12 protein-coding genes and 1 pseudogene are annotated in these 14,551 nt (G+C 70.0%); 1 reads left to right on the top strand and 12 read right to left on the bottom strand.

What is annotated here, in order from left to right:
- Positions 1-11: 11 nt before the first annotated feature.
- Entirely contained in the window at positions 12-1,652 is a 1,641-nt protein-coding gene (locus GVY64_RS03925; protein ID WP_159838760.1) for an AMP-binding protein, read from the bottom strand.
- Positions 1,649-3,283, bottom strand: coding sequence for an AMP-binding protein (locus GVY64_RS03920; protein WP_159838758.1), 1,635 nt, complete (start codon positions 3,281-3,283; stop codon positions 1,649-1,651). Before GVY64_RS03920 ends, GVY64_RS03925 begins: the two co-directional genes overlap by 4 nt.
- A gap of 99 nt (positions 3,284-3,382) precedes the next feature.
- Here GVY64_RS03920 and GVY64_RS03915 point away from each other — a divergent pair, with 99 nt between their 5' ends.
- Positions 3,383-4,234: a helix-turn-helix transcriptional regulator gene (locus GVY64_RS03915; RefSeq protein ID WP_159838756.1), complete on the top strand. Its 852-nt coding sequence runs from the start codon at positions 3,383-3,385 to the stop codon at positions 4,232-4,234.
- Between the two features lie 315 nt (positions 4,235-4,549).
- Here GVY64_RS03915 and trmD read toward each other — a convergent pair whose 3' ends face one another.
- The 10 genes and pseudogenes from trmD to GVY64_RS03865 form a co-directional block, all read right to left on the bottom strand.
- Positions 4,550-5,254, bottom strand: a complete 705-nt coding sequence (gene trmD, locus GVY64_RS03910) for a tRNA (guanosine(37)-N1)-methyltransferase TrmD (RefSeq protein WP_159838754.1) — start codon at positions 5,252-5,254, stop codon at positions 4,550-4,552.
- A 73-nt stretch (positions 5,255-5,327) separates the two neighbouring features.
- Positions 5,328-5,852: a ribosome maturation factor RimM gene (rimM, locus tag GVY64_RS03905; protein ID WP_159838752.1), complete on the bottom strand. Its 525-nt coding sequence runs from the start codon at positions 5,850-5,852 to the stop codon at positions 5,328-5,330.
- Positions 5,853-6,095 (bottom strand): RNA-binding protein, encoded by a 243-nt coding sequence (locus tag GVY64_RS03900; RefSeq protein WP_011210690.1) that lies wholly within the window; start codon positions 6,093-6,095, stop codon positions 5,853-5,855.
- Positions 6,096-6,159: 64 nt separating this feature from the next.
- Positions 6,160-6,591: a 30S ribosomal protein S16 gene (gene rpsP / locus GVY64_RS03895; RefSeq protein WP_159838917.1), complete on the bottom strand. Its 432-nt coding sequence runs from the start codon at positions 6,589-6,591 to the stop codon at positions 6,160-6,162.
- Positions 6,592-6,820: 229 nt separating this feature from the next.
- A complete protein-coding gene (locus GVY64_RS03890; protein ID WP_159838750.1) occupies positions 6,821-7,558 on the bottom strand; it encodes a class I SAM-dependent methyltransferase in 738 nt (245 codons plus the stop codon).
- Between the two features lie 49 nt (positions 7,559-7,607).
- Positions 7,608-8,593: pseudogene (locus tag GVY64_RS03885) on the bottom strand (LLM class F420-dependent oxidoreductase).
- 54 nt (positions 8,594-8,647) lie between these two features.
- A complete protein-coding gene (locus tag GVY64_RS03880; RefSeq protein ID WP_159838915.1) occupies positions 8,648-9,742 on the bottom strand; it encodes an amidohydrolase family protein in 1,095 nt (364 codons plus the stop codon).
- 152 nt (positions 9,743-9,894) lie between these two features.
- Entirely contained in the window at positions 9,895-11,457 is a 1,563-nt protein-coding gene (ffh, locus tag GVY64_RS03875) for a signal recognition particle protein (protein ID WP_159838748.1), read from the bottom strand.
- A 104-nt stretch (positions 11,458-11,561) separates the two neighbouring features.
- Positions 11,562-11,876, bottom strand: a complete 315-nt coding sequence (locus GVY64_RS03870; RefSeq protein ID WP_236566590.1) for a hypothetical protein — start codon at positions 11,874-11,876, stop codon at positions 11,562-11,564.
- Between the two features lie 121 nt (positions 11,877-11,997).
- Positions 11,998-14,490 (bottom strand): [protein-PII] uridylyltransferase, encoded by a 2,493-nt coding sequence (locus tag GVY64_RS03865; RefSeq protein ID WP_442939512.1) that lies wholly within the window; start codon positions 14,488-14,490, stop codon positions 11,998-12,000.
- Positions 14,491-14,551 lie beyond the last annotated feature (61 nt).

The raw sequence follows: 14,551 nt of genomic DNA, 5'->3' as shown, positions 1-14,551 counted from the left end.
ACCTCCCCACCTCAACCCTCGCCGAGTCCGAGCAGCCGCCGGGACAACTCCCGCATCCGGGCCTTGCGGATCTTGCCGGTCACCGTCATCGGGAATTCCTCGACCACGTGCACGTAGCGGGGAATCTTGAAGTGCGCCAGCTTGCCCGCGGCGAACTCCCGCAGGGCTGCGGCGTCCAACGGCGTTGCGCCCTCGCGCATCCGGACCCAGGCCATCAGCTCCTCGCCGTACTTCGGGTCCGGTACGCCGATCACCTGCGCGTCCAGGATGTCGGGATGGGTGTAGAGGAATTCCTCGATCTCCCGCGGGTAGATGTTCTCGCCGCCACGGATGACCATGTCCTTGATCCGGCCGGTGACGGCCACGTAGCCCTCGGCGTCCATCACGCCGATGTCGCCGGTGTGCATCCAGCGGGCGGCATCGATGGCCTCGGCGGTCTTCTCCGGATCGTCCCAGTACCCGAGCATCACCGAGTAACCACGCGTGCACAGCTCACCGGGCTCGCCGCGCGGCACCGTGAGACCCGTTGCGGGATCGATGATCTTGACCTCCAGGTGCGGCCCGACCCGGCCGACCGTCGCGGTGCGCCGGTCGATGCCGTCGTCGCGCCGGGTCTGGGTGCTGACCGGCGAGGTCTCGGTCATGCCGTAGCAGATGCTCACCTCGCGCATGCCCATCCGGCCGATGACCCGCTTCATCACCTCGACCGGGCAGGGCGAGCCTGCCATGATCCCGGTGCGCAGGGTGGACAGATCCACAGCGGCCGTGTCCAGTTCGGCGAGCATGTCGATGAACATCGTCGGCACGCCGTAGAGCGAGGTGCAGCGCTCCGCCGCGACCGCGGCCAGCGTCGCCTTCGGATCGAACGAGGGCACCGGGATGACGATGGCCGCACCGTGGCTGGTGCTCGCGAGATTGCCCATGACCATCCCGAAGCAGTGGTAGAAGGGCGTCGGGACGCAGATCCGGTCCTGCTCGGTGTATCCGCACAACTCGCCGACGAAGTACCCGTTGTTCAGTATGTTGTGATGACTGAGCGTCGCGCCCTTCGGGAAACCCGTTGTGCCCGAGGTGTACTGGATGTTGATCGGGTCGTCGGCAGACAGCCGCGCAGCCAGCGTGGTGAGCCGATCGGCGTCGATCGTGGTGTGCGTCAGCGCGTCCCACGCGGGCGTGCCCAGCACGAGCACCTCGGTCAGCGCCGGGCAATCCGGCCGGACCTGCTCGATCATCGCGACGTAGTCCGAGGACTTGAACCGCTCGGCCGCGACGAGCATCCGCACGCCCGCCTGCCGCAGCACGTATCGCAGTTCGCTGGTGCGGTAGGCCGGGTTGATGTTGACCAGGATCGCGCCGATCTTCGCCGTGGCGTATTGCACGATGAACCATTCCGCGCAGTTCGGCGCCCAGATGCCGACCCGGTCCCCCTTACCGATGCCCTGGTCGGCGAGTCCGCAGGCCAGCGCGTCGACGGCGGCGCCGAGCGCACGGTAGGTCCAGCGCCGTCCGCTCGGCCGGTCCACCAGCGCTTCCCGATCCGGGAACGCCGCCACCGTGCGATCGAGATTGCCGCCGATGGTGTCGCCGAGCAGGGGGACGTCCGAGACACCGGAGGCGTAACTGGGCAGGGGCAGCGCGGCGGCCGAGGTCATCGGGCACCGCCCTGCCGCAGCACGAACCGCTGCACCTTGCCACTGGGCGTCTTCGGCAGGCTGTCCACGAAGTGGACCGTGCGCGGATAGGCGTGCGCGGCGAACTTCCTCTTCACCAAGCTCTGTAACTCGGCTTCCAGCTCCGGACCGCCTTCCGCGCCGTCGCGCAGCACGACGAACGCCTCGAGCACCTCCCCGCGCAATTCGTCCGGCATGCCGACCACCGCCGCCTCCGCGACCCGGTCGTGCAGCACCAGCACACTCTCCACTTCGAACGGGCCGATGCGGTAGCCCGCCATGATGATCACGTCGTCGTCGCGGGAGGAGAAACGGAAGAAGCCGTCGGCGTCCTGCGAGCCCGCGTCGCCGGTCAGATACCAGCGGCCGTCGGTGGTGTAACGCTGCGCGGTGCGTTCCGGAGCGTCGAGGTAGCCGAGGAACCACAGCAGCGGGCTGCGTTCGGTGTCGATCGCGACGCGACCCAATTGCCCTGGCGGGGCCACGGTGTCGGCATCGTCGGCGAGCACGGCGCAGGTCCAACCCGGCAACGAGCGGCCCATCGATCCCGCGGGGGTCTCGATGTCGAGGTCTTCGTGCCAGGCGTTGCAGATGACCATGCCGTGCTCGGTCTGGCCGTAGTGGTCGCGCACCGCGACACCCAGGTATTCGACGGACCAGGCGACGACCTCCGGGGTCAGCGGCTCCCCCGCCGAGGAGGCGCGGCGCAGCCGGGAGTGCACGGGCGGCGTGGCGCCGTCGGCGCGCAACGCGCGATAGACCGTCGGGGCGGCGGCGAAGTTCGTGACGCCGAAGGTGTCCAGCACCTGCCAGGTGAGCGGGGCGGAGAAACCGGCGTGCAGCAGGATGCTGCGGATACCGGTGGCCAGCGGGCCGAGGATGGCGTAGTAGAGGCCGTAGGCCCAACCCGGGTCGGCGGCGTTCCAGAAGACGTCGTCGGGCCGGACGTCCAGCGCGAATTCCTGATAGGCGTGGAACGAGGCGAGCGCACGCAGGGGTATCGGGACGCCTTTGGGCGTGCCCGTGGTTCCGCTGGTGAACAGCTGGACCAGCAGCCCGTCGCCGCCCACCGTGACCGGGCGGGCGTGCGGGTGGGCAGCCGAGTGGGCGTCGAGCAGGGCGTCGAACCGGAGTGCGCCCTCGGGGGCCTCGGCGCCCGCGACGATCAGCCGCCAGGGCGGGTCGGCGGGGAGATCCGGTCCGGGCGCCAGCTTGGGCGCCTGGTCGGCATCCGCGACGACGACCGATGTGCGGCTCGCGTCCAACCGCAGGGCGATGGCGGGCGGCGCGAAGGCGGTGAACAGCGGCACATGCACCGCGCCGCGACGCCAGATGCCGAGCAGCGCCACCACCAGGTCCGCCGACTTCGCCATCAGCGTGGCGACCCGGTCGCCGGGCTCGACGCCGAGCCCGGCCAGCGCGGCGGCAAACCGGGCGGAGCGTTCGCGCAGCTCACCGTAGGTGAGGTCGGTCGAGGACAGGTCGGCCTCGACGATCGTGAAGGCGACCCGGTCGGCCGGGTGCCGGTCGCACAGCAGGTCCGCCGCCGACGCGTCGGCACGGTCGTAACAGTCCAGCAGTTCGCGCACCCGCTGATTCGGATCGGTGCCCATCTTCAGTTCTCCTCGTTCTGTGATCCAGCGCAACCCGGGTGTGCAATAGGATGTGGGTCACATCCCGCCGCCCACTACCCCCGAAAAGGGGTGAGTCCCGTGACCCACATCGCTCTGCTGCGTCCGCGCGACAGTGACGCTCTGCGCGCCGAGATCCGCTGGGTGGCGAGCACGGCGGGCGTGCCGGTGGCATTCGGCGGCGAGGTGCACGGCGACGCGCTGTTGCTCTCGGAATTCGTCGGCACGCTGACCAACGGCCTGCGTGGCCTGGCCGTCGTGCGGACCTCGGGGCTGGGCGGCCGCGTGATGGATTCCGGGCGGCCCGCCGCGGTCTCGGACTATCGCCGCGCCTCCTCGATCACCCATGACTACGACGGGCCGGTCGTCGGCGAGGGCATCCGCTCCGTACTGGCCGTGCCCGTAGTGGTGGACCGGCAGCCCCGCGCGGTGCTCTACGCCGCGACGCGTGGCGCGAGCCCGCTGGGCGACCGCACCGCGGATCTCGTCGTCCAGGCCGGTCGCCGCCTTGCCACCGAGATCGCCGTGCGCGACGAGGTCGACCGCAGGCTGCGAATGCTGGAGGCGGCCGCGCCGTCGCCGGTGGCGGCCCCGGCGATCACCGAGGAGCTGCGCGACATCCACGCCGAACTGCGCGGCATGGCGCGCTCGGCCGATGACGACCGGTTGCGCGGACGTCTGCACGCGGTGTGCGAACGACTCACCCGGGTCCTCACCGGCGAGCCGCAGGCCGACCGCCCGAAACTGTCCCGCCGCGAACTCGACGTGCTCTCCCAGATCGCCCTCGGTTGCTCCAATCAGGAAGCGGCGCAGCGGCTTTCACTCGGAGCGGAAACCGTGAAGAGCTATCTGCGCAACGCGATGGTCAAACTCGACGCCCATTCCCGGCACGAGGCGGTGGTGGCCGCCCGCCGCCACGGCCTGCTGCCGTGAGACGTGCGGGTTTCCGTCACGACGCCGGACGGAGATAGGCGAGCAGATCGTCCACCAGGTCGGCGGCATCGGCGTGGCCTTTGCCGTCCGCGGCGAGGCGGCCCGCCGCGGCCGGATCGGCGGCGCCGGGCCAAGTGCGCGCAGGAGGGCCGCACCAAACGCGTCCTACGCCGCATCCGCGGCCACGGCGAGTTCGGCGGAGTCGATCGTCCACACGCCGGAGACCAACTCGAAGCGAGCCGGATAGGCCAGCACCCAGCGCCGCACGGCTACGAGCCGGTATGTGGCCCCGGGTGCGCGGGAGGCGAATCCGGTCTATCGCCCGGGTCCGGCCTCGTCCTGCGCCGCGAGCAGGTCGGGCCGCCGTTCGCGGGTGCGGGCGAGGGATTGCTCGCGTCGCCAGGCCGCGACTTTCGCGTGGTCACCGGACAGCAGGATCGGCGGGACATCGAGGCCGCGCCAGGAAACCGGGCGGGTGTAGCTGGGGCCTTCGAGCAGCCCGTCGGAGAACGAATCCTCCTGATGAGACTGCTGATTGCCGAGCACGCCCGGCAGCAGCCTGACCACGGCCTCGGTCATCACCAGCACGGCCGCCTCGCCGCCGATCAGCACGTAGTCGCCGATGCTGACCTCCTCCACCCGCACGCGGCGGGCGGCGTCATCGAAGACGCGCTGGTCGATGCCCTCATAGCGGCCACAGGCGAAGACCAGATGCCGCTCGGCGGCCCAGCGGTGCGCGGTCGACTGCGTGAACGGCACGCCGGCCGGGGTGGGGACCACGAGCAGTGCGTCGTCGGGGCAGACCTCATCGAGCGCGGCGCCCCACACGGTCGGCTTCATGACCATGCCCGGCCCACCCCCGTAGGGGGCGTCGTCGACGGATTTGTGCACGTCATGTGTCCAGCGGCGCAGGTCGTGCACGGTGAGGGAGATCAGTCCCTTGTCGATCGCCTTACCGAGCAGCGCCGTGCGCAGCGGCTCCAGATATTCCGGGAAGATCGTGACGACGTCGAGTTTCATGCCTGTCTCCTCTCGCCGCGGGGCCGCGTCCCACCGGCCGGGCGAGCGACGCGTGAGCGGATCCCGCACCGCCTCATTCCGGGTGGAGCAGGCCCTCGGGCGGATCGATCACGATCACACCCTCGGCGAGCGACACCGTCGGCACGATGGCGGTGACGAACGGGATCAGGATCTCTCGCCCGTCGTCGGCGGCACGCACCTCGAGCAGCTCACCGGCCGCGGAGTGCAGCACTTCGCGCACGGACCCGACCACCGTGCCGTCGGTGAGCCGAACCTCCAGCCCCTCCAACTCGTGGTCGTAGAACTCGTCCGGGTCCTCGGACGGCGGGAGCTCGGCGCTGTCGACCACGAACAGCATGCCGCGCAGCGCGTCGGATGCGGTGCGGTCGGTCACGCCGGCCAGGAACACCAGAAGCCGGCCCGAGTGCTCCCGGGCCGACTCCACGGTGAATTCGCGGACCTCCGCCGCTCGCGGCAGCCTGCCGCGCAACCTGGTGCCCGGCGCGAAACGCGCCTCGGGCTCGTCGGTGCGCACCTCGACGACGAGTTCGCCGCGCACGCCGTGCGACTTGGCGACCCGCCCGACGACGAGTTCCATCTACTGGTCGGTGTCGACCACGTCGACCCGGATGCCCCGGCCGCCGATACCGGCGACGAGGGTGCGCAGCGCGGTCGCGGTGCGTCCGCCGCGGCCGATCACTTTGCCCAGGTCATCGGGATGAACGTGCACTTCGACGGTGCGCCCGCGGCGGCCGGTGATCAACTCGACGCGGACGTCATCGGGATTGGCGACGATGCCGCGCACCAAGTGCTCGACGGCATCGGCGACGACGGCGCTCACTGCTCCATCACCTCGAGACGCGACTCACCCGTCGTCCGGGCCGGTCCATGGGCGGCGGGGGACATTACTCGGCGGCCTCAGCGGACTCGGCGCCCTCTTCGGCGTCCTTCTTGCCCTTCTTCTTGGGCGTGACGGCCTCGGCGACCGGCTCGTTGTCGGCGGCGGCCAGCGCGGCGTTGAACAGGTCCAGCTTCGACGGCTTGGCCGGCTTGACCTTCAGGGTGCCCTCGGCGCCGTCGATGCCCTTGAACTTCTGCCAGTCACCGGTGATCTTCAGCAGCTGCAGGACCGGCTCGGTCGGCTGCGCGCCCACGCCCAGCCAGTACTGCACACGCTCGGAGTCGATCTGGATCAGCGACGGCTCTTCCTTCGGGTGGTACTTGCCGATGGACTCGATGGCCCGGCCGTCGCGGCGGGTGCGGGCGTCGGCGACGACGACGCGGTACTGCGGGTTGCGGATCTTGCCCAGGCGGGTGAGCTTGATGCGGACAGCCACTGCTGATCTGCCTTTCGTTTGGTTGGTCACGACGCAATTCGGCGACCCGCATGGTCTGCGAGCCCGGTTTTGCGCTTTCGAGTGTGTGACCGCCGCGCGGTACGGAACCGGAGACGGGCTGACACTTGTCCGGAAGGACGGTGGTCCATTGTGCCAGACCGGGCGATCACGTCGGAAATCGCGTCCCGCGTTCACGAAGCGGCGTCCGCCCGCCGTAACACCTCCAGCACTACCCCGGAGCGACGGCGGTGAGGGCTCGCGTGGGCACCCAAGGACCGCCCCACCACATCCGCCACCCCACCGGGCGCAGGGTGAGGGCGGTCGCGCCGTCGGCCGCCAGAACGGCGCGATATTCCCGGGTCTTGCCGATGTCGACGATGACCAGTTTGCCGCCGGGACGCAGCACACGGCACGCCTCGCGGACCGCCGCCGCGCGGCCCTCGGCGGTCCGGATGTTGTGGATGGCCAGGCTGGAGACGACGACGTCGAAGGCGTCGTCCGGGAACGGCATGCGGGTCATGTCGCCGGTGTGCAGCTCGATCCGGTCGGCGACGTTCTCCGCGAGCGCGTTCTGCTCGGCGGTGGCCGGGGTGTTGCCGCAGTTGTCGGCCGAGCACCACAGATCCAGGCCCACGGCGCGCCCGGCGGGCAGGCGGCGCGCCGCGGCCAGCAACACCGCCCCGCGGCCGCACCCCATGTCCAGTAGTCGTTCGTCGCCGCGCAGGTCCAGATCGTCGAGCAGGCCCGCCCAGACCTGGAACTTGCCCCGGCGGGTCGCGTGCAGGAACAACCCGAACTGCGCGGCCAGCACGACGCCGATCAACAGCAGCAGCAGACTCGGACGCAGTTGCTGGAACAGCGCCACCACCAGGGCGGCGGCGAGATACCCGACCGCGAGAACTCCCAGCAACAGCAGCACCGACGGCGCGTCGACACCGTACGACGCGCGCCACGGAGGGGCTATCATCGGCCGATTGTATCCAGCGCCAATGCTATTCGCGCCCGGTTCGCGCTCGTCAGCGCACCAGCGGAGCAAGAGTGCGCCCGGCGAGCTCGACCGCTCCCGGTTCGTGCCCGTTGAACACCATATTGATGATCAGGCCGTCGACGCCGTGGTCGAGAACGCGGGTCCGCAGCTGTTCGGCAACATCGTCCGGGGTGCCGACGAACTGGCGGTCGGCCGGGCTCTGCGCTCGCTCGGCGTCCGAGAGCGCCGACAGGTCGATACCCATGCGGCTCAGATAATCCCGCTGCTGCTTGCGCACCAGATCACCGTCCTCGTCCATCATCACGAAGCACAGGTAGCTGGTCTCCAGAGTCTGCGGATCCCGGCCGGCCTCGGCGCAACGCGCTCGCAGCGCCTCGATCTTGCGCGGCAGTTCGGAGGCGTTGCAGATGATGTTGAGATGGTCGGCGAAGCGGGCGGCCAGGCCGAAGGTCTTCCTCTCGCCGCTGCCGCCGAGCAGAATCGGCAGGTCGTCGCGCACGCGCGGCTCGTTCATGGCGTTCTCGACCCGGTACCACTTGCCCTCGAAGGTGGGCCGCTCGCCGCGCAGCATCGGCTGGATGATGTGCAGCGCCTCGTCGAGCCGCTCGAAGCGGTCGGTGAACGTGCCGAATTCGTACCCGAGGGAGCGGTGCTCGAGTTCGAACCAGCCCGCGCCGATGCCGAGCGCACCGCGCGGCCGCCGCTGGCCACGTCGAGCGTGGTGACGGTCTTGGCGAGCATGGCCGGGTTGCGGTAGGTGTTGCCGGTGACCAACGCCGACAACTGGATTCGCTCCGTCGCCGTGGCCAGGCCGCCGAGCGCGGTGTACGCCTCGAGCATCGGCTCGTCGGGCGTGCCGATGCCGGGCAGTTGATAGAAGTGGTCCATGACGAAGGCCGTGTCGAAACCTGCGGCTTCGGCCTCCCTGGCCTGCGCGACAACCGTGGGGAACAGCTCGCGCACCGACTTGCCGTAGCTGAAGTTGGGCATCTGATATCCGAGGCGAATCGTCACGGAATCCGACCTTACGCCGCGTTCGCGAACGCGCGGGTGAGCCGCGGTGACGAGTTATCGATGCCCGGTGACCGGACCGCGTCCGCCGTACACCCGCCCGCCCAGGACGACGGCGTAGGGGGTAGTGAGCGTTTCCGGGTGGATGCGCGGGTCCTGCTCGTAGACAACGAAATCCGCCGGCGCGCCGGGTTCGATGCCGGGCCGCCCGAGCCAGTCGCGCGCATTCCAGGAGGCCGCGCCGAGCGCGTCGTGCCGGGACAGGCCCGCGGCGGCGAGCGCCGCGATCTCGTCGGCGATGCGCCCGTGGCGGATGGAGCCGCCCGCGTCGGTGCCCGCGAAGATCGGCACGCCCGCCTCGTGCGCGGCGGCGACTGTGCCGTGCACCCGCCGGTGCAGGTCGCGCATGTGCGCGGCGTAGACCGGGAACTTGCCCGCGCTGTCGGCGATGCCAGGGAAGGTGTCGATGTTCACCAGGGTGGGGACCAAGGCGGTGCCGTGCTCGACCATCATCTCGATGGTCTCGTCGGTGAGGCCGGTGCCGTGCTCGAGGCAATCGATACCGGCGTTGATCAGGCCGGGTAGCGCGTCCTCCCCGAAGACGTGGGCGGTGACCCGGGCGCCGTTGGCATGCGCGGCGTCGATGGCCTCTTTCAGGATCGTGTCGCTCCACAGCGGGCGCAGGTCGCCGACGGAGCGGTCGATCCAATCGCCGACGATCTTCACCCAGCCGTCGCCGAGGCGAGCCTGCTCGGCGACGATCTGCGGCAGGTCGCGTTCGTCGTCGAGTTCGATGCCCAGTTCGCGAATGTAGCGCTTCGGGCGGGCGATGTGGCGGCCCGCGCGGATGATGCGCGGCAGCTCGTCGTGATCGTCGATGAAGCGGGTATCGATCGGCGAGCCCGCGTCGCGCAGCAGCAGCGCCCCGGCGTCGCGCTCGGTCTCGGCTTGTGCGATCGCGCCCGCACGGTCCTCGTGACCCCCGCCGTACCGGATCCCGACGTGACAGTGCGCGTCGACGAGGCCGGGCACGATCCATCCCGTGCCGCAGAACGTTTCGGCTCCGGGCACGGGCTCGAACGACACCAAGCCGTCGCGCACCCAGAGGTCGCGCAGCTCGTCTTCGGGCAGAACCACACCGCGCAGATGCACAGCAACCTCCAGGACGTTGTCGGTTGCTTCCAACCTAGTGTCCGATTCCGGAATCGGTCATTCGCGCGGACACGGTGCGGACAGCGACGCTCGTCGAGCGAGGCCGCTGCCCGCGGTGCCGTCGTGGGTCGAGCCGCGAACCAGTGCGTGTCCTACTTCTTGGGGAACTTCAGCTTGCTCAGATCGAAGCCTTCCAAGCCGGGCGGCAACTGGTCGAGACCGGCGGGCATGTCGGACAGGTCGGGCATCCCGGCGGGCATGCCGGGCATGCCGCCCATCCCCGGGAAGCCGCCACGCACCTTCGGCGGCGTCGGGCCGCGCCCGCCTTTCTTCCCCTTCTTGCCCTTCTTCGCGTTGCCGCGGCGGGAGCCGGGCAGGCCCATCTGGCGGCCCATCATCGCCATCATCTTCTTGGCCTCGAAGAAGCGGTCGACCAGCTGGTTGACCTCGGAGACCTGAACTCCGGAACCGTTGGCGATGCGCAGGCGGCGGGAGGCGTTGATGATCTTCGGGTTGGCCCGTTCGGCCGGGGTCATGCCGCGGATGATCGCCTGCACGCGGTCGAGCTGCTTGTCGTCGACCTGGGCGAGCACGTCCTTCATCTGGCCGGCACCCGGCAGCATGCCGAGCAGGTTGCCGATCGGGCCCATCTTGCGGATGGCCAGCATCTGGTCGAGGAAGTCCTCGAGCGTGAGCTCGCCGCTGCCGATCTTGCGGGCGGCCTCCTCGGCCTGCTTGGCGTCGTAGACCTGTTCGGCCTGCTCGATCAGGGTGAGCACGTCACCCATGCCGAGGATGCGGCTGGCCATGCGGTCCGGGTGGAAGACGTCGAAGTCCTCGAGCTTCTCACCGGTCGAGGCGAACAGGATCGGCACACCGGTGACCTCGCGGACGCTCAGCGCCGCACCGCCGCGGGCGTCGCCGTCGAGCTTGGTCAGCACCACACCGGTGAAGCCGACACCGTCGCGGAACGCCTCGGCGGTGTTGACCGCGTCCTGGCCGATCATCGCGTCGAGCACGAACAGGGTCTCGTCCGGTTGCACGGCGTCGCGGATGCCCGCGGCCTGGCGCATGAGCTCCTCGTCGATGCCGAGACGGCCCGCGGTGTCGACGATGACGACGTCGTACTGCCTCTGCCGCGCCTCCTCTACACCGCCGCGCGCCACGTTGACCGGATCGGCGGCCGAGATGCCCAGCGGGTTGTCTCCACCACCGACGGACGTGCCCGGGTGCGGCGCGTAGACGGGTACGCCCGCGCGCTCGCCGACCACTTGCAACTGGGTGACGGCGCCGGGCCGCTGCAGGTCACACGCCACCAGCAGCGGCTGGTGGCCTTGACCCTTCAGCAGTTTCGCCAGCTTGCCCGCGAGCGTGGTCTTACCGGAACCCTGCAGACCGGCCAGCATGACCACGGTCGGCGGGTTCTTGGCCAGGTTCAGCCGCCTGGTCTCGCCGCCGAGGATGCCGACGAGCTCCTCGTTGACGATCTTCACGACCTGCTGCGCCGGGTTCAGCGCCGCGCTGACCTCGGCGCCCTTGGCGCGCTCCTTGATCCGCCCGATGAATCCGCGGACCACGGGCAGCGCGACGTCGGCCTCCAGCAGGGCCAGGCGGATCTCGCGGCAGGTGGCGTCGATGTCGGCCGGTGACAGACGCCCCTTACCGCGCAGATCCTTGAGGGCACCGGTAAGCCGGTCGGACAGGGATTCGAACACCGATCGCGCTCCTGATCTCGGGGGACGTCACATTCTCTCCCAGGGTAATGGGATCGCCCACGTGTTCGCGCAGGCGGTGCGTCCTTCCCCGCGGAGCGGGCCCGCTAGTCGAGCACGCGACGGCGCGGCTTGGCCGTTTTGCGGTAGTCGTGGTTCTCCTCCGCCACCATGAAGACCGCCTCGTTGGCGGTCAGGCCCAGCTGCAGGGCCAGGCCGTCGAGGACGGCCCACTCCGCCGTGCTGGGGATGGGCGAGGTGGCGACGGTCGAGGCGATCGTCATCGCGGTCACCGCCTGTCGCCCGGTCAGGGTGCGACCCGGAAGCCAGGAGACCACCCAGCGGTCACCGCCGACGCAGCGTGCCATGTGCGTGGTCTCGTCACTCGTCATCGTGGACGCCGAAACGACTTCAATTGCCACCGACTTGCTCCCCTCGTGCTCGCGATAGCAGGACGCTCTAGATCGTAGGGGCGGCTCACGAGCCGGGAGTTCGGATGCAGCAAATATCTCGCAACGGATTGATCACCGCATAAATCTGCTGCTAAATACCTTTTTCTGCATTCGCGACACCTTCCGGAGGAGGCTTCGGCGCAGTTCTGGGAACCACCGCGAGCAGCGCTTTCTCGATCGTTTCCCGGCGCGCGGGACCGTCCTCGGAGCCCAGATCCAAGCAGAAACTGTCGACCACCGCCGATCCCATCGTGACCACCTTGGCCCAGCGGACATCGGCTCCGCAATCGGCCAGCTCGGCGGCGAGGCGGCTGAGCAAGCCGACCCGGTCCTCGGCGCGCAATTCCAGGATCACCTGACCGGGCACCGAGGTGTCCGACCAGATCAACCGGGGCTGCGCCTGCGCGTAGCGGCTGCGGCCGATGGTGCTCGCCTCGCGCTCGCGTTTGGCCAGCGCCGCCGATACGTCCAGGTCCCCGGCCGTGGCACGGATCAGTTCCTGGCGCAACAGTCCCGGATCCGGCGGATCACCGAATTTGGGCGCGACGACGAAAGTGTCCACCGCGGACGCGCCTTCGACGCCGAGCGCGGCCGACAGCACGCGCAGCGAATGCAGCGCCAGCACGCCCGCGGCGTCGGAGAGCAGGCCGGAGCTGTCGGGCGCGATGACGGTGACCACGTATGTGTGCTTGCTCTCCCCCGGCTTCAGATCGACGTGCACCCCGCCCGCCCGGGCCCGCTCGACCAATTCCGGTGCGATCGGCTCCGGCGTCGGCAACTGGTCGCCCGCCATGACCAACCGGCAGCGCCGGACCAGTTCGCCGATCAGCGACGCCTTCCAGTCACCCCACACGCCGGGACCGGTCGCCTGCGAATCCGCCTCCGCCAGAGTGTGCAGCAGCTCCAGCAGTTGCGGATCGCCGTCGAGCGCGTCGACGACGTAGCGCACCGTTTCCGGATCGGACAGATCGCGCCGGGTCGCGGTTTCCGGCAGCAGCAGGTGATGACGCACGACCGCGCTGAGAGTGCGGACGTCCGACGGCCACAGACCGAGGCGGCGGCCGATGTGGGTGGCCAGTTCCGCGCCGACCACGCTGTGATCACCCGCACGGCCCTTGCCGATGTCGTGCAGCAACGCGCCCAGGGCGAGCAGGTCCGGGCGCGCCACCCGCGTGCTCAGCCCGCCCGCGTAGGCGACGGTCTCCATGAGATGGCGGTCGACGGTCCAGATGTGCTGGACGTCGCGCGGCGGCAGGTCGCGCACGGCCCCCCACTCCGGCAGCAGCCTGCCCCATAATCCCGTGCGGTCCAGCGCCTCGATCGCGTCGATGGTGCCGCGGCCCGCGCCCAACAGCACCAGCAGGTCGTTGAGGGCGTCTTTGGGCCACGGCTCGCGTAGCTCGGGGGCGTCCTCCGAGAGCCGGTTCAAGGTGGTGGCCGACATGGGCAGACCGGTCTGCGCCGACGCGGCCGCCACGCGCAGGATCAATCCTGAGTCGCGCTGCGGGCGGGCGTCCCTGGCCAGCACGACTTCGCCCGCGTGCTCGACGACTCCCTCGTCCAGCGGCCTGCGTACCGGCATCCGGCGCAGGCGCGCCAATCCCCGGCGGGGCAGCGCGTTGGCCGCGGTGCGCAGCCCGACGTCGACGGAGTAACTGACCGTCCGGGCCGAATCGCTCAGGGTGCGCGCCAGATCGAACCGATCGCCGATGCGCAGGGCCGCGCCGATCTCGTCGGCGTCCTGCGCCCGCAGCTGGTCGCGGGCCCGGCCCGCCACGCGGTGCAGTTCGGTGCGCACGTCGAGCAGGCGCCGATGCGCCTGCTTCAATCCGCCGCCCGGCACGTCCGGGCCCAGTCCCGGCATGGCGTCGGTGAGCTGGGCGATGGCCAGCGCGTCGAGCAGCTGGATGTCGCGCAGCCCGCCGCGCCCGTTCTTCAGATCGGGCTCGGCGCGGTGCGCGATCTCGCCGTTGCGCTCCCATCTGGCTTGGGCCTGGGCGATGAGCTCGTCGAACCTGGAGCGGATGCCGGTGCGCCATTCCCTCCGCACCCCGCCGATCAGCAGATTGCTCAATTCCTGGTCGCCGACGATGTGCCTGGCCTCGAGCATGCCCAGCGCGGCGATGAGATCGTCCGAAGCCACCCGCAGCGCCTGCGGAACGGTCCGCACGCTGTGGTCGAGTTTGATGTGGGCATCCCACAGCGGGTACCACAGCTGGTCGGCGACCTCGGCCACCCGGGCCGGGTCGACGTCGTCGTGCAGCAGCACCAGATCCAGATCGGAGAACGGCAGCATCTCGCCGCGACCGAGACCGCCGACGGCCACCACGGCCAAGCCGCTGTCGGAAGCGATGCCCAGTTCGGCGCCCTTGCTGGTGAGCCACAGTTCGTAGAGGTCGACCAGGGCATGGCGCAACGACTCGGCGTCGAGCCGGGGATTGCGCGGCTGGCCGCCGTCGAGCAATTGGGTGCGCGCGCGGACCAGGTCGGCCGCGCCGTTGGACACCTTGCCGTTGCCTTCTCCGGTGACCTTCGGATCACCGTCGTGCTGGTACTGACTACCCACAACCCACCGCCCATTCATGCGCGCGGCCCCGCCCCGACCGGGAGGTCCGGCGGGAGCGGGGCCGCCGCTCGACTCGTTT

This window comes from Nocardia sp. CY41 (assembly GCF_009829325.1).
Lineage (GTDB): Bacteria > Actinomycetota > Actinomycetes > Mycobacteriales > Mycobacteriaceae > Nocardia.
Note: the sequence above shows the minus strand (reverse complement) of the source record. Positions and strands in the feature narration are given on the sequence as shown.